The sequence below is a fragment of the Companilactobacillus mindensis DSM 14500 genome (assembly GCF_001434275.1).
GTDB classification, from domain to species: domain Bacteria; phylum Bacillota; class Bacilli; order Lactobacillales; family Lactobacillaceae; genus Companilactobacillus; species Companilactobacillus mindensis.
In genome coordinates this window covers 15,976-40,666 of the sequence record NZ_AZEZ01000086.1, presented here as the reverse complement: position 1 = coordinate 40,666, position 24,691 = coordinate 15,976, and the positions used below count along the sequence as shown (strand labels likewise).

At 38.0% G+C, this 24,691-nt stretch carries 26 protein-coding genes; 14 read left to right on the top strand and 12 right to left on the bottom strand.

Annotated elements, in window-relative coordinates; all coding sequences use genetic code 11:
• Positions 1 to 60 precede the first annotated feature (60 nt).
• Genes cydC through FD29_RS07860 form a run of 4 tightly spaced genes read right to left on the bottom strand, consistent with a single transcriptional unit; the run spans position 61 to position 5,982 of the window.
• Positions 61 to 1,800, bottom strand: a complete 1,740-nt coding sequence (gene cydC, locus FD29_RS07875) for a thiol reductant ABC exporter subunit CydC (protein ID WP_057888397.1) — start codon at positions 1,798 to 1,800, stop codon at positions 61 to 63.
• Entirely contained in the window at positions 1,797 to 3,530 is a 1,734-nt protein-coding gene (gene cydD / locus FD29_RS07870) for a thiol reductant ABC exporter subunit CydD (RefSeq protein WP_057888396.1), read from the bottom strand. The genes cydC and cydD overlap by 4 nt, the downstream gene beginning before the upstream one ends.
• A complete protein-coding gene (cydB, locus tag FD29_RS07865) occupies positions 3,530 to 4,543 on the bottom strand; it encodes a cytochrome d ubiquinol oxidase subunit II (protein WP_057888395.1) in 1,014 nt (337 codons plus the stop codon). The genes cydD and cydB overlap by 1 nt, the downstream gene beginning before the upstream one ends.
• Positions 4,540 to 5,982, bottom strand: coding sequence for a cytochrome ubiquinol oxidase subunit I (locus FD29_RS07860; protein ID WP_057888394.1), 1,443 nt, complete (start codon positions 5,980 to 5,982; stop codon positions 4,540 to 4,542). Before FD29_RS07860 ends, cydB begins: the two co-directional genes overlap by 4 nt.
• Before the next feature lie 449 nt (positions 5,983 to 6,431).
• Between FD29_RS07860 and FD29_RS07855 the strand changes: the two genes are divergently transcribed.
• On the top strand, positions 6,432 to 6,953 hold the full coding sequence (locus FD29_RS07855; RefSeq protein ID WP_057888393.1) for a helix-turn-helix transcriptional regulator: 522 nt from the start codon (positions 6,432 to 6,434) through the stop codon (positions 6,951 to 6,953).
• A gap of 49 nt (positions 6,954 to 7,002) precedes the next feature.
• Here the strand turns inward: FD29_RS07855 and FD29_RS07850 are convergent, their stop codons facing one another.
• Positions 7,003 to 7,911 (bottom strand): LysR family transcriptional regulator, encoded by a 909-nt coding sequence (locus FD29_RS07850; RefSeq protein WP_057888392.1) that lies wholly within the window; start codon positions 7,909 to 7,911, stop codon positions 7,003 to 7,005.
• 118 nt (positions 7,912 to 8,029) lie between these two features.
• Between FD29_RS07850 and FD29_RS07845 the strand changes: the two genes are divergently transcribed.
• Positions 8,030 to 8,758 carry a DUF554 domain-containing protein gene (locus FD29_RS07845; RefSeq protein ID WP_057888391.1) on the top strand — a complete coding sequence of 243 codons (729 nt, stop codon included), beginning with the start codon at positions 8,030 to 8,032 and terminating at the stop codon, positions 8,756 to 8,758.
• A gap of 66 nt (positions 8,759 to 8,824) precedes the next feature.
• Here the strand turns inward: FD29_RS07845 and FD29_RS07840 are convergent, their stop codons facing one another.
• Both FD29_RS07840 and thiD read right to left on the bottom strand, forming a co-directional pair.
• On the bottom strand, positions 8,825 to 9,892 hold the full coding sequence (locus FD29_RS07840; RefSeq protein ID WP_057888390.1) for a hypothetical protein: 1,068 nt from the start codon (positions 9,890 to 9,892) through the stop codon (positions 8,825 to 8,827).
• Between the two features lie 29 nt (positions 9,893 to 9,921).
• On the bottom strand, positions 9,922 to 10,734 hold the full coding sequence (gene thiD / locus FD29_RS07835; RefSeq protein WP_057888409.1) for a bifunctional hydroxymethylpyrimidine kinase/phosphomethylpyrimidine kinase: 813 nt from the start codon (positions 10,732 to 10,734) through the stop codon (positions 9,922 to 9,924).
• A gap of 131 nt (positions 10,735 to 10,865) precedes the next feature.
• Between thiD and FD29_RS07830 the strand changes: the two genes are divergently transcribed.
• Both FD29_RS07830 and FD29_RS07825 read left to right on the top strand, forming a co-directional pair.
• Positions 10,866 to 11,624, top strand: coding sequence for a MerR family transcriptional regulator (locus tag FD29_RS07830; RefSeq protein ID WP_057888389.1), 759 nt, complete (start codon positions 10,866 to 10,868; stop codon positions 11,622 to 11,624).
• A gap of 15 nt (positions 11,625 to 11,639) precedes the next feature.
• On the top strand, positions 11,640 to 12,167 hold the full coding sequence (locus tag FD29_RS07825) for a GNAT family N-acetyltransferase (RefSeq protein ID WP_057888388.1): 528 nt from the start codon (positions 11,640 to 11,642) through the stop codon (positions 12,165 to 12,167).
• A 55-nt stretch (positions 12,168 to 12,222) separates the two neighbouring features.
• Here the strand turns inward: FD29_RS07825 and FD29_RS07820 are convergent, their stop codons facing one another.
• Positions 12,223 to 12,927 carry a DUF975 family protein gene (locus FD29_RS07820; protein WP_057888387.1) on the bottom strand — a complete coding sequence of 235 codons (705 nt, stop codon included), beginning with the start codon at positions 12,925 to 12,927 and terminating at the stop codon, positions 12,223 to 12,225.
• A gap of 118 nt (positions 12,928 to 13,045) precedes the next feature.
• Here FD29_RS07820 and proC point away from each other — a divergent pair, with 118 nt between their 5' ends.
• From proC to FD29_RS07805, 3 genes are all read left to right on the top strand, one after another.
• Positions 13,046 to 13,813, top strand: a complete 768-nt coding sequence (proC, locus tag FD29_RS07815) for a pyrroline-5-carboxylate reductase (protein ID WP_057888386.1) — start codon at positions 13,046 to 13,048, stop codon at positions 13,811 to 13,813.
• Between the two features lie 94 nt (positions 13,814 to 13,907).
• On the top strand, positions 13,908 to 14,501 hold the full coding sequence (locus tag FD29_RS07810) for an ECF transporter S component (protein WP_057888385.1): 594 nt from the start codon (positions 13,908 to 13,910) through the stop codon (positions 14,499 to 14,501).
• A gap of 82 nt (positions 14,502 to 14,583) precedes the next feature.
• Positions 14,584 to 15,768, top strand: coding sequence for an acetate/propionate family kinase (locus FD29_RS07805; protein WP_057888384.1), 1,185 nt, complete (start codon positions 14,584 to 14,586; stop codon positions 15,766 to 15,768).
• Positions 15,769 to 16,476: 708 nt separating this feature from the next.
• Here the strand turns inward: FD29_RS07805 and FD29_RS07800 are convergent.
• Positions 16,477 to 17,151 carry a type 1 glutamine amidotransferase gene (locus tag FD29_RS07800; RefSeq protein ID WP_057888383.1) on the bottom strand — a complete coding sequence of 225 codons (675 nt, stop codon included), beginning with the start codon at positions 17,149 to 17,151 and terminating at the stop codon, positions 16,477 to 16,479.
• Between the two features lie 59 nt (positions 17,152 to 17,210).
• Here FD29_RS07800 and FD29_RS07795 point away from each other — a divergent pair, with 59 nt between their 5' ends.
• The gene (locus FD29_RS07795) at positions 17,211 to 18,533 is read left to right on the top strand and encodes a C1 family peptidase (protein ID WP_057888382.1); all 1,323 of its coding nucleotides are present in this window, start codon (positions 17,211 to 17,213) and stop codon (positions 18,531 to 18,533) included.
• An 88-nt stretch (positions 18,534 to 18,621) separates the two neighbouring features.
• Here the strand turns inward: FD29_RS07795 and FD29_RS07790 are convergent, their stop codons facing one another.
• Entirely contained in the window at positions 18,622 to 19,275 is a 654-nt protein-coding gene (locus FD29_RS07790) for an EAL domain-containing protein (protein WP_057888381.1), read from the bottom strand.
• 208 nt (positions 19,276 to 19,483) lie between these two features.
• Here FD29_RS07790 and FD29_RS07785 point away from each other — a divergent pair, with 208 nt between their 5' ends.
• Together FD29_RS07785 and FD29_RS07780 are read left to right on the top strand one after the other, a co-directional pair.
• Entirely contained in the window at positions 19,484 to 20,224 is a 741-nt protein-coding gene (locus FD29_RS07785; RefSeq protein ID WP_057888380.1) for a MerR family transcriptional regulator, read from the top strand.
• 45 nt (positions 20,225 to 20,269) lie between these two features.
• Complete coding sequence (locus FD29_RS07780) at positions 20,270 to 20,722, top strand: CopY/TcrY family copper transport repressor (RefSeq protein WP_057888379.1); 453 nt, start codon at positions 20,270 to 20,272, stop codon at positions 20,720 to 20,722.
• A 73-nt stretch (positions 20,723 to 20,795) separates the two neighbouring features.
• Here FD29_RS07780 and FD29_RS07775 read toward each other — a convergent pair whose 3' ends face one another.
• Both FD29_RS07775 and FD29_RS07770 read right to left on the bottom strand, forming a co-directional pair.
• The gene (locus FD29_RS07775; protein ID WP_057888378.1) at positions 20,796 to 21,320 is read right to left on the bottom strand and encodes a GNAT family N-acetyltransferase; all 525 of its coding nucleotides are present in this window, start codon (positions 21,318 to 21,320) and stop codon (positions 20,796 to 20,798) included.
• A gap of 15 nt (positions 21,321 to 21,335) precedes the next feature.
• Positions 21,336 to 21,767, bottom strand: a complete 432-nt coding sequence (locus tag FD29_RS07770; protein WP_057888377.1) for a GNAT family N-acetyltransferase — start codon at positions 21,765 to 21,767, stop codon at positions 21,336 to 21,338.
• A 167-nt stretch (positions 21,768 to 21,934) separates the two neighbouring features.
• On the opposite strand from FD29_RS07770, the gene rsmG reads away from it, so the two are divergent.
• The 4 genes from rsmG to FD29_RS07750 all read left to right on the top strand — a co-directional run bounded on the left by rsmG (position 21,935) and on the right by FD29_RS07750 (position 24,690).
• Entirely contained in the window at positions 21,935 to 22,660 is a 726-nt protein-coding gene (gene rsmG / locus FD29_RS07765) for a 16S rRNA (guanine(527)-N(7))-methyltransferase RsmG (protein WP_057888376.1), read from the top strand.
• A 130-nt stretch (positions 22,661 to 22,790) separates the two neighbouring features.
• Positions 22,791 to 23,567: a ParA family protein gene (locus tag FD29_RS07760; RefSeq protein WP_057888375.1), complete on the top strand. Its 777-nt coding sequence runs from the start codon at positions 22,791 to 22,793 to the stop codon at positions 23,565 to 23,567.
• Positions 23,548 to 24,417: a ParB/RepB/Spo0J family partition protein gene (locus tag FD29_RS07755; RefSeq protein WP_057888374.1), complete on the top strand. Its 870-nt coding sequence runs from the start codon at positions 23,548 to 23,550 to the stop codon at positions 24,415 to 24,417. Before FD29_RS07760 ends, FD29_RS07755 begins: the two co-directional genes overlap by 20 nt.
• Before the next feature lie 9 nt (positions 24,418 to 24,426).
• On the top strand, positions 24,427 to 24,690 hold the full coding sequence (locus tag FD29_RS07750) for a DUF951 domain-containing protein (protein ID WP_057888373.1): 264 nt from the start codon (positions 24,427 to 24,429) through the stop codon (positions 24,688 to 24,690).
• Position 24,691 lies beyond the last annotated feature (1 nt).

The following is a 24,691-nucleotide window of genomic DNA, read 5'->3' as shown; positions in this document are numbered from 1 at the left end:
CCTCATTAATTTCATTTTTGAAATTAATGAGGTTTTTTTGGTGAATATCGTTATAACGTCCTATAAACCTTGATCCATTTGATAAAGTTCCTTGAAATGTTTGTTAGTTTGATAAAGCTCTTTAGGAGCACCTTCCATTTCAATCTTGTCACTGTTCATGAAGACTACATGGTCAACGTGTTTGATGCCTTGAAGATGGTGTGTGACCCAGATGATAGTCTTGTCGCTGAGGACATTGAAGAAGGTTTCTAGTAAATCATTTTCCGTGATAGGATCCAAACCAACCGTAGGTTCATCGAGTAAGACGATTGGAGCGTCTTGCAAGAGGATACGAGCCAAAGCAATTCTTTCTTGTTCACCACCAGAGAAGCGTGAACCATTTTCACCAACAAGGGTTTCATATTTGTCAGGTAAGGATTCGACTAAGTCCTTGAGACCGACACGTTCTAAAGCTTTTTTGACTTCAGCGTCGGACTTCTTTTCGTTACCGAGCCGGACGTTGTTTATCAAAGTCGTGTTGAAAAGAAATGGTTTTTGATTCAAAACTGAGAATAATTGTTCGCGATTGGCCTGAACTTGTGAAATATCAAAACCATTGATGGAAATTTGGCCTTGTTGTGGACGTAAATCACCGAGAATCAATTGTAAAATGGTGGTTTTACCGATACCACTAGGACCTAATAGGGCTAATTTTTCACCTCTGTGGATATCCTGTGAAAAGTTTTTGATCAAGATGGGTGAATTACTATCGTACTCGAAGGTAATGTTATTTATCTTGAGCGATTCGAAATCTGCAGGGTTTAATTCCACTTGTTTAGGCAATGTATTAGGAACCGGTTTGATCGAATTCAAGCGATCGATAGAATCCTTGTAGAGTGGCCATTCTTCGAATCCTTGGCTGACCGGAATAATTGCATCAGAAAGTGGAAAGACAGCTAGAACAACGGCAGCAACAAAGTTAGCTTGTTCTTGGTCATGAGTCATCGTGAGATTAGTGAAGATCAAAAAACAAATGATCATGATTGCAAAAATCAATTGCAAGACGAAGTCCCGGTTGCGACGGAAAGCTTTTGACTTATTTTGTGAAGTGTCCAAATTGGTAATATTTTGTGCAGTTAAGTTCTTGAAGTCGTTCTTGCGTCCAGAAATAACCCAGTCGTCAACGCCCAAGATATTGTCAGTCAATTGAACGTATAAGTCACTTTTGACCGATTTTTGATAAGCCCGACGAGCACTTTCAACTGAGACTGAGATTAAAGGAACAACGAAAACTTCTAGGAACAATAGTAAAAAGACGAAGAAACCAAAGGAAGGATTGAAAACTCCCAAGGCGATTGAGCCAATGAGCGTCAAGAGATATGAGATCACGGCTGGAAAAATAGTTCGTAAATATAAATTTTGTAAGTGGCTAATATCTTCGGATAAAAGTCCCATGATGTCGCCAGTTTTGTGATGTTCCGTAAAGAAAGAAGCATCGCTTTCCAGTGTTTTGTACAAACGAGTTCGTAAGTCAGAAGTGACCCGTAGAACCCAGTTGTGACTCTTGAGCCGTTCGATGTATTTGAATACAGGACGGCCGATACCAAAGGCTCTAGTTAAAAGAATTGGAACGTAGATCAAGAGAATATTGACCGGATGAGTAGCGGCTTTGTCGATCGTATAGCCGGAAGTAAACATCAAAGCGGCTGCACAGAATGAAGTGAGCAAACCTAAAATAAGGGCAGTGATCAACAGACCTTTGTATTGTTTGATGTAAGGTTTGACCCAAGTGTCATGTTTGAAGGTTTTAAAGAAGTTCATAGTTGATCACCTCGCATGTTGGCAATTAATTTCGAATAAGCACCGTTATGGCTAGAAAGCTCGTCTGGTGTACCTTGTTCGGCAATTTTGCCATTATCCATAACGATGACGTAATCCATTTCTTTGATCCAGTGAAGTCGATGCGTTGCAAAAATAACTAGGTGATTTTGGAAGAGTTTTTCCATTGGTTGTTTTAAGGCGTATTCGGTTTCGATATCCAAATGGGCAGTCGGTTCGTCAAAAATCAAAACGTGACGATCGTCAGCCAAAAAGGCTCGAGCCAACATGATTCTTTGTTGCTGACCACCAGAGATACCTCGGCCGCCCTCACCGATTTGAGTCTCATAACCATTTTCCAAAGTATTGATAAAATCTTGTAAACCCGCCGCATCAGCGGCTTTTTTAATATCATCTAAACTGGCTTTTGGACGATAGAAGGCGATGTTTTCAGCAATCGATCCGGCAAATAAGTAGGGCGATTGTGGTAAGAAGGTCAATTTCTTTTGCCAGTTGGCTTGTTTGAAATTAGCGACTGATTGTTGATTGATTTTGATGTTAGCATGGTCAGGTATTAAGAATCCGCCAATAGCACGAATCAAAGTTGTTTTACCAGAACCAGATTTTCCGATGACGCCGATTCTTTGATAGCCTGATAGTTTCAAGTGATCAATATCAAGGCTGACATCATCAGTACCAACGCCTTTGTAGGTGAATTGTAAGTTGTTGACTTCAACCGTAGAATCTTTATCCCAAGTGAAGTCGTCTAGGTCATCAGCTTGGTCAGTTGTAGGGCGGTCGAGAATTTCGAAGATAGAATTCAAAGCATTTTTACCATTCAAGGTAGCGTGGTAGTCGTTAGAGAAATCACGTAATGGCAAAAAGTATTCAGGAGCCAAAATCAAAGTAACTAAGGCTGGAAAGAGAGGAAAACTATTATTGATCAAACCAAGACCCAAGAAAACGGCCAGAATGGCAATTCCAAGGGTTGTCAGCCAATCTAACGCGAAAGTTGATAGAATAGCTATCCGTAAAGTATTCATCGTTCTACGGCGATATTCGTCGCTGACAGTGTAAATATTTTTGGCATAACGCTTGCTGAGACCAAGCATTTTCAAAGTAGGCAAGCCACGCAAAGCGTCGAGAAAGTGATTGGAAAGGATCGTGTATTGTGCATATTGTGAATCAGCTTTTGACTGGGCAGCTAAACCTAAGATGATCATGAATAAAATGACCAGTGGTACGATAACTGTCAAAGTAATGCCTGAAGCGATATTTTGGGTATAAATGTAGATCAATAGAACTGGCGGAATGATCGACATATTCATTAATTTTGTAAAAATCAATTTGAAATAATTTTCAACCAAGTCAATACCGTCGAGTGAAGAAGTAACTAAATTACCAGTTCCTTCTTCAGAAATTATTTCTGGCCCGGCATTGTAAACTTTGTCCAATAATTGAGACCGGATGTTTTCCGAAGTTTTACCAGCATAGCTTTCAACGATTTTAGTATTGATCAAGTTGAAGACGTGTCTAAAAATAAAGGCAACAGCAAACAGAATCATTGGCATAACGATAGTCTGCAATGATTTTTGTTCCCATGAATTTACGAGTGCTTCTGCTAAATACTTACCTTGGAATAAGACAACAAATGCTTGCAAGAGAGTTAATCCTGCAAGCATTAAGAGTAGTTTTTTTGTTCCAGGTAAGCGAAATAAACGCTTATCTATCATTAGTATTTCACCGTATTCTCTCTTGGATTTATTCTCTTCGTAAATAGAGAGTATGACCAAATGAAGTAAATAGCCACAATTGGTACCAAGATGCAGGCAACGATCGTCATGATCGTCAACGTGTATTGTGAGTTAGCGGCATTTTTGATCAAGATACTGTGAGCTGGATCTGTAGCAATCATGACACGTGGGAATAGTCCATTGAATAATAGAACGATGACCATACTTAGTGATAGACCGCTACCAATAAAGCTCCAACCTTCTCTATTCTTTAGGACTCCATAGTAGCCTAATAGTGAGAATAAAACAATTAAGGCCGTGATGATGAGTGATGAAGCAAATCTCTTAGTAAAGAAGTCAGTTTGGAAAAATACCAACAATGCGAAGACTACTTCACCAAGGAAAAGAATTGGATAAAGGATTTTATTTAAATTGCGAGCACGATCACGAAGCGGACCATCTAGTCTTAATCTGATGAAATTCAAACCGTGAACGAGTGAAAGTAGAACACCAGCGACACCACCAACAATTGAAAGTAGGTTAACTACTTGGAAGAATGAAGGGGTAGCGTTACCTTTGGCATCGATTGGAATACCTTGAACCATGCTCAAAAGAATCATGCAGAGAAAGAATGGGGCGATAAGACTTCCACAGAAGAAAGTCCACATCCAAATATTTTTTTCAGTATCAGATTCAGCGTGCTTGTGGAATTCAAAGGAAACTCCACGAAGGATCAAACCAACTAATACCAAAAGGAACAAGATGTAATAACCGGAGAACAATGAAGCATACCACATTGGAAGTGAGGCAAACATTGCACCACCAGCTGTAACTAACCATGTTTCATTACCGTCCCAATGAGGACCGATAGATGACATGATGGCACTTCTTTCTTGATCGTTTCTAGCCAGAAATCTGGTTGACATTCCGACACCAAAATCGAAACCTTCAAGGAAGAGAAAGATTGAAAACAGAAGCCCAATTACGATAAACCAGAGTGTGCTTAGTGTCATTTTCCAAAGGCCTCCTTTGCAAATGGATCAACGTTTTGTTTGGAGTCAGCTTCTTCATAATAAGGACCATGATGAAGAGTACGACGACTGTAAACAACCATAACGCCACCCAATAGTGTGAAGAGCAAGAAGTAAACAATATTACTGAATAATAGACTGGCCACGGTTGAAGTTGGTGAAACGGCTTGGGCAATCGTAAATAGTCCATAAACGATCCAAGGGTAACGACCAAATTCAGTGATGAACCAACCAGCAGAGTTAGCGATAAATGGAACCCAAATACAGATTCCTAACACAACTAACATCCACTTGTGACTTTCGATGGTATCTTTCTTCTTTCTTGAGAAGACCAAACCAACAATAGAAGTTAACATGATCAAGGCATCGAAACCGGTCATAACTCTAAAACTCCAGAATAGGGTCTTAGGTGGAACATAGTAGTTCATATCCTTGCCAAATTTCTTATCATATTTAGCATGTAGCTCTTTGTTGATCGTATTCATACCCTTAACCGAGCCACTTAGTTTGTGATAAGCCAAAATACTCAAAACACCGGGTACATCAACTTGACCACTGGCTTTATGATTCTTAGCATCGATCAATTCAACAACTGTCCAAGGAGCAGGATCTTTGGTGTCTTCGTAAACACCTTCGGTAGCAGCAAATTTCATTGGTTGATCAGTGATAATTTGTTGTGTTTGAAGGTCTCCGGCACCAGCGGATAAAATAGCGAAAATTAAACTTGCCCAAAGTCCAAAACGTAGAGAAGTTTTGAAGAAGTGATTCTCATTTTTCTTCTTACGCAATAGACCCCAAGCACTCATACCTGTAATAACAACACCGGCAGTCATGAAAGCAGCTAGAATAACGTGGGGAAAGGCTCTCCAGAGTTGAGGGTTACTGATAACGGCACCAAAATCGGTCAATTGAATCCGACCTGTGGCGTTATTGATCTTGAAACCTGTAGGAGCTTGCATGAAACTATTAGCAGCTAGAATCCAAATAGCGGAAAGCATTGTACCAATTGAAGTCATCCAGATCATAAAAGCGTGCACACCGGGTCTGAAACGATCCCAAGTGAACATCCAAATACCAATAAAGACGGATTCAATAAAGAATGCTAACAAAGCTTCAATAGCAAGTGGAGCACCGAATACATCACCCATGAAACGTGAGTATTCAGACCAATTCATACCGAATTGGAATTCTTGAATAATACCTGTAACAATACCAACGGCAAAACTTAGTAGGAAAATTTTTCCCCAGAATTTTGCCATATCTAAGTAAACTTTGTCTTTCTTAACGGCATAAATTGTTTCCATAACAGCAACGAGAAAGCCCATCCCAATTGAAAACGGAACGAAGAAGAAGTGGAAGACAGTTGTCATTGCGAACTGAAAACGCGCAAGAGAGACAATGCTCAAGCCAACATTTAGCATGGTAATAACCTCCTTAAAACAAATTTATAATCCCTAATATACACAAATTTATCATATGATTAATTAACTTTTTAAGCAATAAATTAAGCTTGTGAAAAAATCGCTTCCAATGTGATTAAACTCCGGTTGCGACAACTATGACCACGTTGCACAAGAATGTAATTAGTCATTAAATGAATATTTAATTATTCAGTAATAAATTTATGCAATAACATTTGTATATCTAAAATATAAACCTTTTAGGCTTTTATTCTTATCATCTTTGATAAAGAAATCTTTACTAATGTGAAAGCACTATCTTTTGCTACTGTTAGAATTGATGAAATGGCATGATAAATAATCATAACGACGTTATGGACATTTCATAGGAATTAGAAAGGGCTTGGATGTTCTTTTAATGATAATCAGGTTATAAAGAAATCAAGGAAAATAAATAAGGATGATAGATTATGGAATTGAAAGAGATCTTGAAAGATAAACGCAAGCAAATTGGTTGGACACAAGAAAAATTAGCTGAAGAATTATTGGTCACCTCAAAAACAGTTTCAAATTGGGAGACTGGTAAAACGTTCCCGGATATCGAAAGCTTAATTAGAATTGCTAAACTCTATCATCTTTCCTTAGATAATTTATTGACGGAAGGATCTGATGTCGTGAAGGATATTGAACGTAAAACAAGATTGAATACTTTGAAAAAATTCATGTGGTTTCCGAGTGTATTAAATATTATTTTGATCATGATAGTTTCTCAACAAGGAATATTCGGTAAACTGCCAACAATAACGACAATTTTGTTGCTCGTAAGTATTGCCTTGAATGTCATTGTCTTGAGTTTTTTCAATCGAGAGGTCAAACAAGAAGAGCAGCTCAGTGGAATTTCAATTCACCCCAGTAAGAGGACGCAAGGTTTCTTGTTGTTTGTGGTTCTATTTTTGGGAGCGATGCTCTTTGGCTATTTAACAAAACACTAATCATTTCAAAATACCCCATTGATTCCAAATCTGAATCAATGGGGTATTTTTAATGTTTTAAAGACCTTGTTCTGGCCCACTTTTGGCTTTCTTTAAGGGCAAATTTCCAAAAGAGTTCGACCACGGCAGTAGTATTGTCATGCTGCTTCATCAATACCAAATGGCTGGTGATTCTTGGTTTCAGTGGGACTACGGCAATATTTTTAAATTTGGTCAGATCAAATGACTTATTCATGACAACGGAAATTCCTGAACCTTGGTTGATCATTGCTAGAATCAAATCGATTCTTTGGCCTTCATAAGTAATGTGAGGTTGTAGGCTTTTATTTTTAAAGGCCTCGTATAGCGGATTAATTTTGCTCATCGTGTCGCTCAAAACCAATAGAGATTCATTTTTTAACATATCCAGTGTTAATGTCCTTTGTTTAGCTAAGGGATTATTTTGAGGCACTAAGACAACTAATTGATCGGATTCATTCGTTATAACGTCATAAGATGGAAAACTCGTGTCAAAAGCTCGGGTGAAAACAATATCGACGTTCTTTTCATCTAAAGCGTAATTTAATTTATCAACGTTTTCTTCACTAAATTTCAAATTGACCTCAGGATACTGCTTAGTAAATTCAGTGATAATATTGAAGGCCTCATATTGCGATAAGGACGGTAATCCCTTGATTATTAAGGGGCGTTCTTTTTGCCAAACTTGATTGATCAAAAAGTAATTGAATTCATCTTCTTTTCGTAAAATCTCCTCAACTTTTGGCAAAATCAGTTTACCTTCACGAGTCAATTTAACTTGACGATGCGCTCTGATGAACAGTTTAACCTGCCACTCTTTTTCGAGCATGATGATGTACTTGGAAATGGTTGATTGAGATAAAAATAATCGTTCGGCGCTACAACTGTAATTTTGAGTCTTAGCTAAGTCGACAAAGACCGCTAATTTTTTTGTATCCAATTTTTACCCTCTAACTATTATTAATTCGAATAGTTTAACACAGAAATAGAATTGTTCTTTATTTGGACAGTGATTAGACTTTTCTTTGTAGTTTTTTAGTGATCAAAGGGGGATTTTTATGCCAATCGGTATCATAACGAATGTTTGTGCTATTTTTTTTGGTGGAATTGTTGGGTCATTGGCTGGTAAAAAGATGTCAGATGAGTTCAAAAGTGGTCTGAACATGACTTTTAGCATCAGTTCGATTTGTATGGGTATTTACGCAATTGCCCCCATGAAGAATTTAGCAGCTGTTGTTTTTTCAGTTATTATCGGGACAAGCATTGGAATTATATTTCACTTAGGCGACGCTATCAACAAGGGAGCTAGAGGTATGCAACGATTTATCTCTCGTTTTGTCAGTGCACCGTCAGAACTTAGTCAGATGGAATTTGAGGCTACTTTAGTAACGCTTATCGTCCTATTTTGTGCTAGTGGAACGGGGATTTATGGAACTTTAACAGAAGGTATGAACGGAGACGCGACGATTTTGATATCAAAATCCATTCTTGATTTCTTCTGTGCCGTAATTTTTGGAGCTAATTTGGGTGCAGTCGTCGCATTGATTGCAGTGCCACAATTTGTTGTACTGATGTTGATATATTCATTGGCTAGGATTATTTTCCCATTGACTACGCCTAATATGATCCTCGATTTTAAAGCCGCTGGGGGAGTTTTGATGCTAGCTAGTGGTTTTAGAATCGTTAAAATCAAAATGTTTCCTACTGCAGATATGATTCCAATAATGGCAGTTGTTTTGCCAGTTTCGTGGTTGTGGACTAATGTGATAGTTCCTTTGATTCATTAAGGGTTTTGAAAAAAAGCCTACCCACAAAAAGAGCCATCCTCATTTGAGAATGGCTCTTTTTGTGATCTAACGGTTATTGCGACCGCTACGGCTCATGTTGTTAGGATTCATTTGACCGCGACTTTGAGGGGCATTCAAACGCATTTGATTGTTAGGGTCAAATTGCTGATTGCCATTTTGATTGTTGCCAAAGTTTTGGGGTTGTTGATTGAATCCACCTTGATTGTTTTGAGCATAGTTTTGGTTCGGATTGTAGCTTTGATTTTGATTATTGAACTGTCCTTGTTGACCATTGCCAAATTGGCCTTGATTTTGATTACCAAAATTTTGCGGTTGTTGGAAATTGTTACCCGGTTGATTTTGATTCATTGGACGGTTCATTTGGTTATTGTTCATTGGTTGATTTGGATATTGTGCTTGATTGTTATAGCCATTATTCATCTGATTTTGGTTATTCATCGGTTGAGGTTGGTTATAAGCACTGTTGTTGTAATTATTGTTGTTCATTTGATTCGTTTGATTAGGATTATATTCTGGAACTTGTTGAGGGTTATATCGCCCATTTAACTGTGGAGATTGTTGAGGATTGGGTTGATATACGCCCTGATTATTTTGATAAGAATTATAGTTATAATTCTGTTGTTGATTCAGACTGCTTGGTTGATTGAACTGTTGTTGTGGATTGTAATATTGGTTTGGCTGCTGATTGTTAAATTGATTGCCACCATTGTTGTTATATTGATTATCTCCCGGTTCCTCTTCAGGAGCAGGGTTCAAAATCATATCGACAATGACGATGATCAAGTCGATCGCACCAATAATAATGCCGACCCAAGCCCAGATCTTCAAGAATCCGTCCCCAGGCATATTAGCATTGAATAACCCCATCAAACCACCGAGGATAAGGATGACAAATCCAACAATATCGGGAACGATACTGTATGTGCGATTAGTCAAAATGTAAATGGCAGCGGAGATGATGTACGTGATCGCCATCAAAATACCTGCAGCGCCACCAATAGCACCAGTTCCGACCAAAGCAGCGATAAATCCTTCAAAGCCAGCTTTGATCATTAAAATGATCGATAGTATAAGCAATAAAATACCGGCAGAAATTTTTGTTATTCTTACCATAAATAAACCTCCAATTTCACTGACAAATACTATTGTATATCATCCTTTATAAAATGGTTAATAGGACCATATTTGTGGCCTACGGCAATTTCATTTTTGATAGCATTGTAAGTGAATGTTTTAGCAGTCTTGATGGCGTCTTCCATACTTTGACCCTTAGCAACTTCAGCAACGATACATGATGACAATGTGTCGCCAGTACCATTGATGTGTTCAGTTTTTACATATGGTTCAGAGATCCAGAAGGAACTACCATCTTCTAGTAGAACATAGTCTTCAACTTCAGAAATAGAGTCATCGCTATGTTCACCCTTAATCATAATATTTTTTGGACCTAAATTGCGCAATTTTTGTGCAGCCTTAACAATTTCTTCTTTATTTTCCAAATTAGAGCCAGAAAGTTTCTTGGCTTCGTAGAAGTTTGGTGTAATCAAATCAGCCAAAGGGAATAATTCGTCGATCAAAGTTTGGTAAGCTTCTTCTTCAAGCAACATTGCCCCATGCTTAGTGATAATAACTGGATCGAGGACAAAAGTACCGAAAGGCTTATCTTTGACAGCTTCAGCGACAGTATGGATAATCTCTGAGTCAGAGAGCATACCTGTTTTGAAAGCTGAGACTTTGAAGTCATCCTTGATATCTTTGATTTGGCTTTCGATAAAACTAGTTGGCATATTGATACTGTCATGTATTCCGTATGAATTACCAGCAACAGCTGCAGTTAGTACGGACATTCCATAAGTTCCACAAGCCATAAAAGTTTTCAAATCAGCTTGAGCACCGGCACTTCCATCAGAGTCGGAACCTGCGATAGTTAATACTTGAGTAAATTCATTCAATATAGTCACCCACCTAATAATTGTTAAACCCTATCTTAACAGGAATCTTGAAAAATGTGGTCACTTTTTATGATTAGTTCTTGACCTTGACGTAACGTAAACCATTAGTATTTATTTTGTTAGGAGATTTATTTATGAAATATACAATCAAAAAATTAGCTGAATTAGCTGGTATTAGTACAAGAACCCTCAGATACTACGATCAGATCGACCTGTTGAAACCGAATGAAATAAATAAAAGTAATTACAGAATTTATGATGAAAAAAATGTAAATAAATTACAACAAATTATGTTTTACCGCTCGTTAGACTTTCCTTTAAGTAAAATCAAACGTTTAATGGATGATCCTGATTTTTCGCAATTGGAAGCCTTAAAAGAGCAACGAAGATTGTTACTGAATAAACAAAAAGAAGTAAATAAACTCCTAACCAATATTGATCTGACGATAGAAAATTACAAAGGAGAAAAAAAGATGGCCGATACAGAAAAATTTGCCGCTTTCAAGAAAGAACAATTAGCACAAAATGAGGCAACCTACGGTTCAGAACTGCAACAAAAATACGACGCGGATACAATCAAACAGGCTAATCAAAAATACAGCCAGTTGACTGAGAAAGAATTTAAAGAAATGAGTGATATTGAAAGCAAGCTAATAACGGATTTGGTGGCTCTGAAAAAGCATCCCGATCTTGACTCATCGTTGGCCCAACAAATATATCAAGAACATAGACAGTGGTTGGAATTCACTTGGCCCAAATACACTAAGTCTTCGCATCGCGGATTAGTCGATATGTACTTGATGGATTCAAGATTCCAACAATACTACGATAAAAAGGCTCAAACACCAGTTGCACAGTTACTTCATGATGTGGTATACCGATATACAAAATAATTAGAGGGTGAAATCATGAATGAGTGGTCAGTTCGAGAAAATGTTAAAGTGAAACTCGTTAGTCCTGATGATGCAGCTAGTCTGTATGATCAGATCGAAAAAACACGTCCCCAATTAGCCAAGTTCATGCCCTGGGGCGATGCGATGCACTCGGTGGAAGATGAAAAGGATTTTTTGGAATACTGCCAAGGCCGCATGAAGGATAAGAAACTCTGGATCACGAGTATCTTAGTTGATGGAAAACCGGTTGGAATGATTGATCTGCACAATATCGATTTAGACAATAGCCACGCAGAAGTAGGATATTGGTTAGGTGGCGAGTATCAAGGTAACGGCGTTATGACTGACTGCTTGAAACGAGTATTGGCAATTGGATTTGAAGAAATGAAACTCCATAAAATAAAATTGTTAGCTGAAAAAGTTAATGAAGCTAGCAATGCGGTGGCTCAAAAAGCTGGCTTTGTTTTAGAAGGCCAACTCAAAGATGAAATATACTCAGATGGAAAATTTCATGATGCTAATTTGTATGGTTTAGTGAAGTGATAAAGAAAAGCCCCTGATTCTAAAACGAATCAGGGGCTTTATTTTCAATTTCTAGTTATTTTTCATTAGCGACTAGATCACGATAGAAATTAGCCATAGTCAATTTGTAATATGGATAGATCCAGATGAAGCCGATACCGATGGTAATGCATCCTAAGATCCACCAACCGATAAAACTAAGTTGTAATACGAAGTAACGCCACTTGTTGCCGACCATTAGTTTACGACTGCGAGTGATGTAATCAGTCAGATTGTAGTTATCAGCTAAACCACGGTCATTGTAGTCTTTGTAAACAAAATAAGTTTGTGAATAGGCAATAGATTTAATGATTCCTGGAATAACTAAGAGAAGCGCCCATAAGAAAGTAAAAATACCGATAATGACGTAAATAAAGATCAGTTGCCACCAATCTGGACTGCGGAAGTAAGTGAAATTACTCTTCCATGGATCGAAAGTCAGATCTGGATCCTCCAACCAATCCAAGCCTCTAAACGAAGCTGACAGGGTAATGATTAGAAAGATGGCACTTAAAATAAAACTGATGATACCTGAAGAAGCGGCGTATCTAGAAATTCTAGCAATGTCAAAATTGGAGATATCATATTCGAAATGTACTCCAGAATTAGAATTGCCGTAGCCATTCGTTACAACAGCTAAGATCAATGGAATGATATAGAGTGCGATGGCACTTTTCCAACGACCTGATAAAAGATTTTTAACCTCACCCTTTAATTGGGCCCGTGTGCGATATGTATTCATGATTTATCCCTCCCAGAAAATAAGAATACACGTATCGGATAATGTTTGCTTTTAATTTGTTTCATAATTGGCTATTTAATATAATATAAAGTATAGATTTTACAAAGGAGCAGATGTCATGATTGGATTTATTGGTGCTGGTAGTATTGGTGGAGCCGTTATAACGGGTCTAATTAAAAATGGTTACGATGCAGACGAAATCGTCGTTAAAGGCGGTCATTCTAACCGTACGAGTCTTTTGGCTGAACAATTAGGATTCAAGGTCGTTAAAAAAGTAAAGCAGTTGGATGATGCTGAAGTGATTTTTATCGCCGTGGGTGCAAATGCTTTAGAGAGCGTCTTGACTGAATTGAAGGAAATTGCATCTGACAAATTGATCGTTGCCTTTACAGGCAGTGCTTCAGTGGCTCTTTTGAAACAAGATTTGGGCAAAGTTAAAGTGGCCCATGCTATTCCTAATACGCCGGTCAAAGTTGGTGCTGGCTTTACAGGAATTACTTATTCAGATGACTTTACTGATGAAGATAAGAAAAAAGTTGCTTCAATCATGGGTTACACAGGTCAATTAGTGGAAGTCCCTGAAGATCAATTAGGAATCATCGGAACCGTAGCCGGATGTTCTCCAGCCTTTCTTGACGTCTTCATTGAAGCTTTGAGCGATGCAGGTGTAAAACATGGCTTGAACAGAAAATTAGCTTATGAGGCGGCTATCGGCATGGCAATCGGTGCTGGTAAGTTAGCTAAGCAATCTGATTTGAACGTGTCAGCCTTGAAAGATGAAGTTACTTCACCAGGTGGTTCAACTATTCGTGGCGTGGCCGCTTTGGAAGAATATGGATTCCGAAACGCAGTTATTAAGGCCGTTGATGCTGCAGAAAATGACTAATTTAATAAAGCTGAATTAATTCAGCTTTATTTTTTTGGTTTTTATTAAGTTATCAGTTAAAATTAAGAAAATTCAAATTGAGGGGTAAACAAATTTGCAAAGACGGAAAGCCTATCGCACCGCAATTTTAGGTGTGTTGATTGCAATTATATTTGTACAGTCGATGGTTCCGTTCTTGGGGTTCATTCCCACGGGATTTATCAATATTACCATCATCCACATTACGGTGATCGTAGCTGCCATCGTCCTAGGTCCTAAGGATGGTGCAATCGTTGGATTAGTTTGGGGAATTGGTACGATTATCCGAGCCTTTACCAGTCCAACATCAATCATTGATACAACTGTTTTCACAAATCCAATCGTAGCGATTTTGCCAAGAGTCATCGTAGGTCTAGTGGCTGGCTGGATCTACTTGTGGTTTAGAGATCACACTAAAAAAAGAGTTTTGGGGATGGCGGTAGCTTCAGGAATTGGTTCTTTGACGAATACGGTTCTGGTTTTAGGCCTGATGCGAGTGATGTATTCTAATGCTATGGCGCAAGCGTATGCGACTCAAACTGATTTATTGAACAAATTATTATTAGTCATTGTGGGAACTAATGGCGTTCCAGAAATGATTGCGGCAATTATCATTGCACCAGCAATTTCCACGGCAATTTTGAAATCCAATAAATTTTTAGACAAATAGGCAAAAGCATTGCAAGAAAATCAAAATTGACTGCATATTTTCTGAAAATTGGGTATTCTATTAATTAGGAGAGTGATTATCGATGCAAAAGACATTAGTTATTAACGCTGGTAGTTCATCATTAAAATGGAAATTATTTGAGATGCCGGCTGAGACGGTTTTAGCTAGCGGTTTGGTAGAACGGATCAGTATGCCTGGTTCGATCTTTACAGTTAAATATGGTGATCATCAAAAATTCGAAACGACAATCGACAACTTGGATCAAGCAGATGCTGCCAAGATGGTTTTTGATGAATTACAAAGATTAGATATTATTCAAGACTTATCAGAAATTACAGCGGTAGCACACCGAGTAGTTGCTGGTGGTCAAGTTTTCAAGTCAGCGGTAGAAGTAACACCAGAAGTTCTAGAACAGATCAAAGCATTGAGCAACTTTGCACCACTTCATAATCCAATGGAAGCCCAAGGAATCGCTACAATGGCCAAGACATTGCCAAACGTAAAGCAATATGCCGTATTTGACAGTCAATTCTTTACAGACCTCCCAGAAATGAATGCGATTTACAGTTTGCCTTATGAAATAACTCAGAAATATCAAATTCACCGTTATGGTGAACACGGTATTTCCCATGGTTATTTGACCGGACGTGCTGCAGAATTATTGCATAAAGATAAAAAAGATATCGATTTAGTAACTATGCACCTAGGTAGTGGTGCTTCATTAGCTGCTGTAAAAGACGGCAAAGCTTTTGATACTTCAATGGGATTCACACCATTAACTGGTGTAACGATGGGAACGAGAGCCGGAGACCTTGATCCTGCCTTGGTACCTTATTTGATGCAAGAATTGCAGGTTTCAGATCCAAATGAAATCATGATGCTATTGAATCAAAAATCAGGGTTATTGGGCGTTTCAGGCATTTCACCTGATATGCGTGAGATCAAAGCTCAAGAAAAAACTAACCCTCGTGCCAAATTAGCTGTCGATATTTTCGTTAACCGGATCGTTAAATATGCCGGAAGCTATTTGACCGAGTTAGATGGTGCTGACGCCTTAGTCTTTGCTGGTGGTATCGGTGAACATAACGTCGAATTGCGTCAAGAAATCATTGATAAATTGGCTATCTTCAACGTCAAATTGGATGCGGATTTGAACGCTGCGGGTAAAGAAGGCTTGATCAGTAGTGCTGATTCAGCAATCAAAGTGTTGTTGATTCCAACTGATGAAGAATTAGCCATGGTTCGCCAAGTGGACGCTATAAAATAAATTAATTGAACTAAAAATCCTCTGATTCCGAAGTTAGAATCAGAGGATTTTTTTGATTAAGAATAAAGATTTACAGCATAAAATACCAGACAAAAAGGCAATGTTAACTTTTTGGGGAATTGGTTCACTGCCGTCTTCCATGAAATTCTGGTGGATTGCTGGAACGCTGTGAGAGCAACTTAGAGCCAATTACAGTTCAAATTGTCTCTAAGCTTGTCTGTATCTAACCTGGCAAAGAACGCCAGCTAAGATACTACCACGGCTGAGCATCCACCAGAATTCCATTCCAGACTAGAGGGGTTAAGAATTTTGGGGTTTGAGATATTAATATCGGCAATTTAATTAAATATCAAAGTAGTAATTATTTATCAGTAAAAATTTAAAAAATAGACCGTAATTCTTAATTAACTTAGGAATTACGGTCTTCTTATGTTTAAAACTACATTTATATTACTAATGATTTTTATTCAAATATTATATATACCAACTAAACAACGAAAACCCTAGCCTGGAGAGCAAAAGCTGATGGGCTCAGTAGTGGTTTAATCTTAGTCAGCGTTTTGTGCTGGCTTAGATTACTGCCGAGCTTGAAGACAATTTTTAAATTGGCTCCAAGTCGTGCTCACTACGTTCCAGCCCAATCAGCTTTTGATCGGAAGGCGGAATATTTCTACTACTCCATCTTTTGAATTGGAAAAAGATGGAGCATTATTTAACAGCGTTAGCCATTCGTTTCTTATGTGCAACAACAATTTTGTCCGCAATAGCATCCGCAACGTTTTCGTTTTTAAGCACAGGTCCATGAGAATAGCTACCTATAACGTTCTTATAACGCATACCTTCTTGCTTTTCATCGGGATTGTTGCCGTAGCCTTCAATCATTTCGCCGAAAGGTTTGAGTTCAGACTTGTCGTCGAAGTATGTCCGGCCACTGTGGTTTTCAAAGGCTCTGACGGTACCCCATTCAGTCTTGTATTCTGTATCGCCAATCATACGACTGTCGGCTTTGTAGATAGTGTGGAAAGGAAGAATATTGAGACCTTCGATAGTTTGACCACTGCTTGTTTCGTAATATTTACCAAGGAATTGATAGCCACCACAGATGCAAAGCATTGGCATGTCAGCTTCAATATACTCTTTGATCGTTTGACGGTGCTTTTGTAGATCGGGAGCTACGACTGATTGTTCGAAATCTTGGCCACCACCGAAGAAAACGAAGTCATAGTCAAAGGCATTGAACTTCATACCCAGGCTGATATTGTCGACTTGAGTATCGTAACCTTTTTGTTTGAGGAGGAAACTGAGGATTTTAACATCGCCACTATCTCCGTAAGTGTTCATCAGATCTTCATACAAATAAGCAATTTTTATAACTTCAGACATAATTTTTCTCCAATATAATTAGAAATATTGTAATATAGTTAAATAACGAGGTGATTGAATTGACAAAAGAAATCAATAAAGAGATTTTAGCAGATTTTAACAAGAACTTAAATCAAGATGCAACTAATAATGTTCTGAAAAACTCTGTAGCACAAGTCGGGATCTTCAAAGCTAGTGAAAATCCCGAAGCTAAGACAATTTTGAATCCATCGTTCAACGTGACTGTTGATACGGGAAAGGTATCTAACCAAAAGCACTCTGGTCGTTGCTGGCTATTTTCAGCTTTGAATACTTTGAGAACTGAATTTGCCGTAAAAAACAATTTGAAGGATTTTGAATTGTCACAAAATTATTTATCATTCTGGGACCGTTTGGAAAAAGCTAACAACTTTTATCAAGATATTTTAAGAACGGCTGATTTACCAGTTGAAGACCGAACAGTAAATTATTTGTTTGCAGGTCCTAATGGCGACGGCGGCTATTGGCAATTTGCTGCCAACTTGATTAAGAAATATGGTGTCGTTCCTAATTATGTAATGCCAGAAACGGCTGTTTCCGACAATACGACTGAATTCGACGATGTTTTGGGTAAATTGTTGCGCAAAAACGGAATTGAACTCCGTAAAATGAAGGCTGATAAAGCAAGTGAAGATCAAATAGATCAACGTGTTCAAGCAATGTTAGCTGAAGTTTACAAATTATGTGTCTACTCATTCGGAGTTCCACCAACAGAATTTGAATTGTCATTACACACAGACAATGATAAGTTGATCGAAGAAAGCAAGATCACACCTAAGGAATTCTTGAAACGTTACTTTACTATGAACGTCGATAACTATGCCGATGTGATCAATTCTCCACAAGAAAGCAAGAAGTATCACCAAGTTTACGCTATTGATACGGCTGAAAATGTCGTCGGTGGAGATACAACTAAGTTTTTGAACTTGCCAATGGAACGTCTACAAGAATTGGCCATCGAACAATTGAAATCCAATAGTCCAATTTGGTTCGGCAATGACGTTTTGGAAGATTCTGACCGTAAAAAAGGCTATTTGATGGGTAATCTTTATCAATATGACAAGATGTTTGGCATTGATTCACAAATGGATAAAGGCGTACGTCTCGATTATCAACAAGCTCACTTGTCACACGCAATGACGATCACTGGAGTTAACTTAGTCAACGGCCAACCAAATCGTTGGAAAGTTGAAAATTCCTGGGGTGAGGATGTCGGTGTCGATGGTTATTTCGTAATGGATCAGAAGTGGTTTGAAGACTACGTTTACGACCTCGTGATCGATAAGAAATACCTAACTAAGGAAGAACTTGCTGAATATGAACAAGAACCAGTTGTCTTACCAGCTTGGGACCCAATCGCATAGAGAGTGGATTAAACAAGCACAACTTTTCTCTGAATTCTGGTTTTAGATAAACTAATAGGCCATCCAATTTTTGGATGGCCTATTTTTTTTAGACATGAGCAGGTTTACCGTAAAGGTAGCCTTGTTGAATATTGATACCAAACTTTTTAGCTAAGATTTGATCCTTAGCATCTTCAACGCCTTCAAGAACCATGTCTAAGCTATATTTCTTGGCTTGTTCAACCCAGAAACTTAAACATTCAGGGATCTTGTCCGCTTCGCCATCCATACGAAGATTTTGCATAGCGAATTTAATGCGATCCACATAAGGCAATAGATCTCGTACGTTTTTGAAAGTGTTAGAACCAGTGCCGACATCATCGATAACTAATGAAATATCATATTGATGCAACAAGAGACTGAAGCATTTGATATCCTTTAAAGACATGGCTTCAGTTAATTCGATCATTAGTGAAATTGGTGAGATTCTCTTTTTCAGAGCAATGATTTCCCCTAAGGTCAAAGGATCGCTGGCCTGTGATTGATTCAAATTAAATGAGATAACTTGCTTTTTGCCAAAGTGTTGGTTGAGTGACATAGCCGTCTTTTCAACTAATTTAACTTGGTCCGCAATCGAAAGTTCCGTGAAATCTTGTGGTAAATGCCAAGCTCCATTGTCTTCTTTGCGAAGCAGGACTTCGTAGCCGAAAATGGAATCGTCACATTTATTTATTTGTGGTTGAGCAAAAAAACTATACTTCATATGATTGTCCCCCTAATCGAAAGTACTTTATCTGACCATGATAAGCCACTTTAATAGTTATAGCAATCGTATAAACAAGTTATGTAAATCACATGAGAAAGTGGTTATAATATTAACAATATAACGGCGTTACGACCTATTTTTTATAAAAACCCTTGCAGGCGACCTAAGGTTATAGTCTATAAATAACATTAAGGAGGTGAAATCTATGTCAGAATATACAACTGGCGAATTGGCTAAGATGACGAATGTTTCAATCAGGACGATTCAATATTATGATAAAAAGAACATTCTCAAGCCCCATCAAATTTCAAGCGGAGGCAGTCGAATTTATACTGATACTGAAGTCAGTCGTTTGAAACTTATCTTACTATTGAAGAATTTAGGCCTTTCATTAAAAGCCATTACCGAGATTTTGGATAGTCAAAATTCGACAGCTGTTTTAGATCTACTTTTAGATCAACAACTAAAAGCTGCTAAAGACCAAGTTAGGATCACTAAAGGTCAGATCAAACAGATGGAAGATTTGCGAAAAAATTTGCCTCAAATAAGCCAAACGCCGATCAAAACAATCGATGACATAGATAATCTTATGAGTAATAAAAAATCATTACGAAAAGTTCACATCAAAATGGTAGTTTATGGACTACTGATGGATGTAGTTGAAATTGGTTCCTTAGTTTGGGGAATTACCAAAAATCAATGGCAGCCATTTATAATTGCAATGCTGATCGCGGTTATTTTTGCAATTGGAATCACTCGCTATTACTTCCGAGAGGTCAATTATATTTGTCCTAATTGTAATTATGAATTCAAACCAAAGTTTTGGGCTGCCTTCTGGAGTGGCCATAACATACATGCTCGTAAGCTAGTTTGTCCCAACTGTCACCAGAAAAATTACTGCGTGGAAGTTTATGATGAAAAACGTAATATGGGATTAGCCAAATAATGTTATATAATTAATGCCAGTACAGTTAGAGAGAGGAAGTTTTTGATGGATACCGTGGCAAAAAGGGAATCAAAAAAAGTTGAAATTTCTTCAGCTGAATGGCAAATTATGCGCATCGTTTGGACTTTGAAACATGTGACTAGCTCCGAAATAATTAATTTGATGCAAAAGAAACAAAATTGGTCGGATTCGACAATCAAAACTTTGATAACTCGTTTGACCAAAAAAGAATTTCTCAGTCGTGAGAAGGAAAATGGCCGTTACATTTATTCAACAACCGTTGAAGAACAAGCAACGATGGATGAATATGCCAATAGTCTTTTCAATGACTTCTGTGCTCACAAATCGGGTTCGGTGTTAAATGAACTGATCGACTCGATGGAAATCAGCCGAACAGATATCGAAATGTTGCAACAAACATTGGCTAAGAAAGCCAAAAATGCTCCAGAACACGTCAAGTGCGACTGTTTACCAGATGGCTGTCAAGATATGTGTTAAAATAAAGTTCCTTGGCAGGGGCATTAAAAAAAGAGACCAATTCACATTTCGTGAAGTTGGTCTCTTTTGTATTTTAGACGCTTGTAAGCATGACTAGATCTTTTTGAGTATGACCGGCTAGTTTGAATTTTTGACTGCCAATAGCTTTGAAACCGAATTGATGATAGGAATAGACGATGGGTTGATCGTGTTCCCAAATGTTGCTCCAAACATCATGCTTGTGAAATTTTTTGGCTTGTTTGAAGGCAAATTCAATCAATTTGTTCTCTAGTCCCATGTAACCGAAGTTTTGACGTAAGTAGATACGGTCGATTTCCAAAGCGTCACTGCCCATATCTTTGGATTGAGCTTGATCAAGATTGAGTTTGAGATAACCAGCTAATTTGTGGTTGTAATAAATGAAATAGAAATGTGATTGAGGATTGATCATTTCACTGGCTAATTTGCCGTAATTATAATTCTGTTTGATATAATCGGAAAGATCGCCACGGACGTTCCGGAATGAGTCATTAAAGGTATTAACGCTCAATTTCTGCAATTGCGGTAAGTCAGGGTAAGTGATCTCTTCAATACTGATAGGTAGGATGTTAAATGCCATAGGCTAAGACTCCTTTTAAATTTCCATTAACATATCTAAATGAGGGATGTTATCTTCCAAATAAACATCGGAAATAGCTTTGAAACCAAAACCCGCGTAGAATTCTTGCAAGTAAGCTTGAGCTTGGATTTGAATTGGTTGTTTAGGGAAACGTTGTTTGATTTCATCGATGGTACTTTGAACGATTTTAGCACCTAAGCCAGCCTTCCGATATTCTTTGACCACGAATACTCGTCCGAAAGTAATGTGATCGCCCTTATTGATAATTCTGGTATACGCTTTTAAATGGCCATCTTCAATCAGACGAACGTGTAAATCATCATAATCATCTTCGTCCACTTCTTGATAAGGACAATTTTGTTCGACTACAAAAACTGCCACGCGGGTTTTTAAAATGTCGATCAATTCTTTAGAACTGAGTTCATTGGTGTGCTTGACGCTAATCATAAGGAGACCCCCCTGAGTAAATAAATATTGATGGTAATCATAGAACTTTTTTGTTGTAAATACAACAATTAATAAATGTAACAACTTCAAATCAGCATTGAATTAAAGACTTCAATAATATAGGATAAAAGAGTGTGAAACATGTGTTTCACGAGTGGAGGTATGTAATGAAACCGGAAGAATTTTTTGAAGCCTTAGCCAAACAAGGCGTTGAGTTAAATGAAACTCAAAAAGAACAGTTTGCGACTTATTTTCACGAATTAGTTGAAACCAATAAAGTTATGAATTTGACTTCGATCACTGAAGAAGACCAAGTTTATTTGAAACATTTTTACGATTCGATCGTGTTAGGATTCGTAGATGACAAATTATTGCACGAGGAATTAACTTTGTGCGATGTTGGTTCAGGTGCAGGATTCCCATCTTTGCCCCTCAAGATCATCAATCCTAAACTACACGTAACTATTGTTGATTCATTGAATAAACGGATCAAATTCTTAGATAGTCTAGTTGAAAAATTAGGCTTAGATAGTGTCAGTTTAGTTCATGGTCGGGCTGAAGAAGTAGGCAAGAATCCACAATTCCGTGAATCATTCGATGTCGTTACAGCTCGTGCCGTAGCCGCAATGAATGTTTTGACTGAATTTTGCTTGCCATTAGTCAAAGTTGATGGACAATTTGTCGCTATGAAATCTGAGAAAGCTCCCGAAGAATTGAAGACGGCTCAATATGCGATTGAAACTTTGGGTGGCGAGATCAAGCATCAAGAGTCTGTTGAATTGCCTAATGATGCTGGAATTCGTAATTTTATTTTTGTTAAGAAGATTGCGAAGACTCCGAAAAAGTATCCTCGCAAACCAGGAACGCCGGCCAAAAAACCACTCGTGAAATAATCACTAGGGATTAAATAATATCCCAAAAATGATAAGATTATATAGTTATGGCAAAAGCGCCAAAAAGTGATTACCATAGATAAATATTTTGTGAGATTGTTCAAACAATTTCTAGAGATTGGGGAATAAAATGGCACGAAAAATATCTGTTGCAAATCAAAAAGGTGGTGTAGGAAAAACCACGACCACCATTAATTTGGGAGCATGTTTAACTGACCTTGGCCAAAAAGTATTGATCATCGATACTGACCCTCAAGGTAATGCAACCAGTGGATTGGGTATTAAAAAAGCCAATGTTGAGAAAGATGTTTACGACGTTTTAGTCAATGAATATCCACTCAGCAAGACGATTATTCATACTGAACATAAAAATCTTGATATTGTGCCAGCAACGATTCAATTAGCTGGTGCCGAGATGGAATTGACCACGATGATGGCTCGAGAAACTCGTCTGCGCTCAGCAGTTGAAGAAGTTGACGATCAATACGATATTATTTTGATCGACTGTCCGCCTTCATTAGGTCAACTTTCAACTAATGCCTTTACGGCCAGCGATTCGATCATTATTCCAGTTCAGAGTGAATACTATGCATTGGAAGGTTTGAGTCAGTTGCTCAACACGATCCGTTTGGTTCAAAAGCATTTCAACACTAATTTGGCTATCGAGGGTGTTTTGATCACTATGCTCGATGCTAGAACTAACTTGGGTGCGCAAGTTGTCGATGAAGTTAAGTCATATTTTGGCGAGTCAGTTTACAAATCGATCGTACCAAGAAATACACGTTTAGCTGAAGCTCCCAGTTACGGTTTACCAATCGTTGATTTCGATGACAGATCAAGAGGTGCTAAAGCTTATCGTGACCTTGCCAAGGAGGTGTTAAAGCGTAATGGCATCAAGCAAAAATAAAAAAGGTTTAGGAAGAGGAATTGACGCAATTTTCTCTGAATTCGAAGCTATCGATGAAAATAGTGAAACAGTCGTTGATCTAGCCATTGATGATATTCGTCCTAATCCATATCAACCAAGAAAGACCTTCGAAGAACATGCCTTAAACGAATTAGCACATTCAATCGAACAAAATGGTGTCTTCCAACCAATTATTGTCCGTGAAAGTGTCAATGGTTTTGAGATCATTGCTGGTGAAAGACGTTATCGTGCAAGTAAAATTGCTAAGAAAACAACGATTCCAGCTATCGTTCGCCCATTGAGCGAGTCCGGGATGATGGAAATTGCCGTTTTGGAAAATTTACAACGTGAAGATTTGACTCCTTTGGAAGAGGCTGATGCTTATCAAACTCTAATTACAAAGTTGAATTTGACACAGGAACAAGTTTCTCAAAGACTCGGTAAGAGTCGTCCATATATTGCTAACTACTTGCGTCTGTTGAATTTACCGGACGCAACGAAGAAATTAGTTCAAAATGGCGATCTATCAATGGGTCAAGCTAGAACTTTACTCAGTTTGAAAGATAAAGAACAAATTGATAAACTTGCTAAACGTGCGGTCAGTGAAGATTTAACGGTTCGTCAACTAGAACAATTAGCTACTGAATCCAAACACGACAGCAAGAAGAAAAAGAAAGTCGCTCAAAAATCACCATATATCAGAGCAACTGAAGAGAAGTTGGTCGAAAGATTCGACACGCCAGTTTCCGTTAAAGAGACACGTAGCGGTCACGGAAAATTGGAGATCGACTTCACGAATACGGATGAATTGAACCGTATTTTAGACATATTAGGAATCCATTTAGATTAGAGGGACTGTATGTTTAAACTTGGAGATATTATTACGATGAAAAAACCCCATGCTTGTGGGGAAAACCGCTGGGAAGTTATCCGAATGGGTGCGGATATCAAAGTTAAATGCCTAGGCTGTGGTCATATCGTTATGATCCCACGGGCTGAATTTGCGAAAAAATTCAAAAAGGTTTTAACTCAAGCTGACCAGGTAAAAACGGAAAACGAGCAACATTATTTGAGTAAATCTCAACTAATGCCACCAAATATTATGAAGAGAAATGAGGAATAAC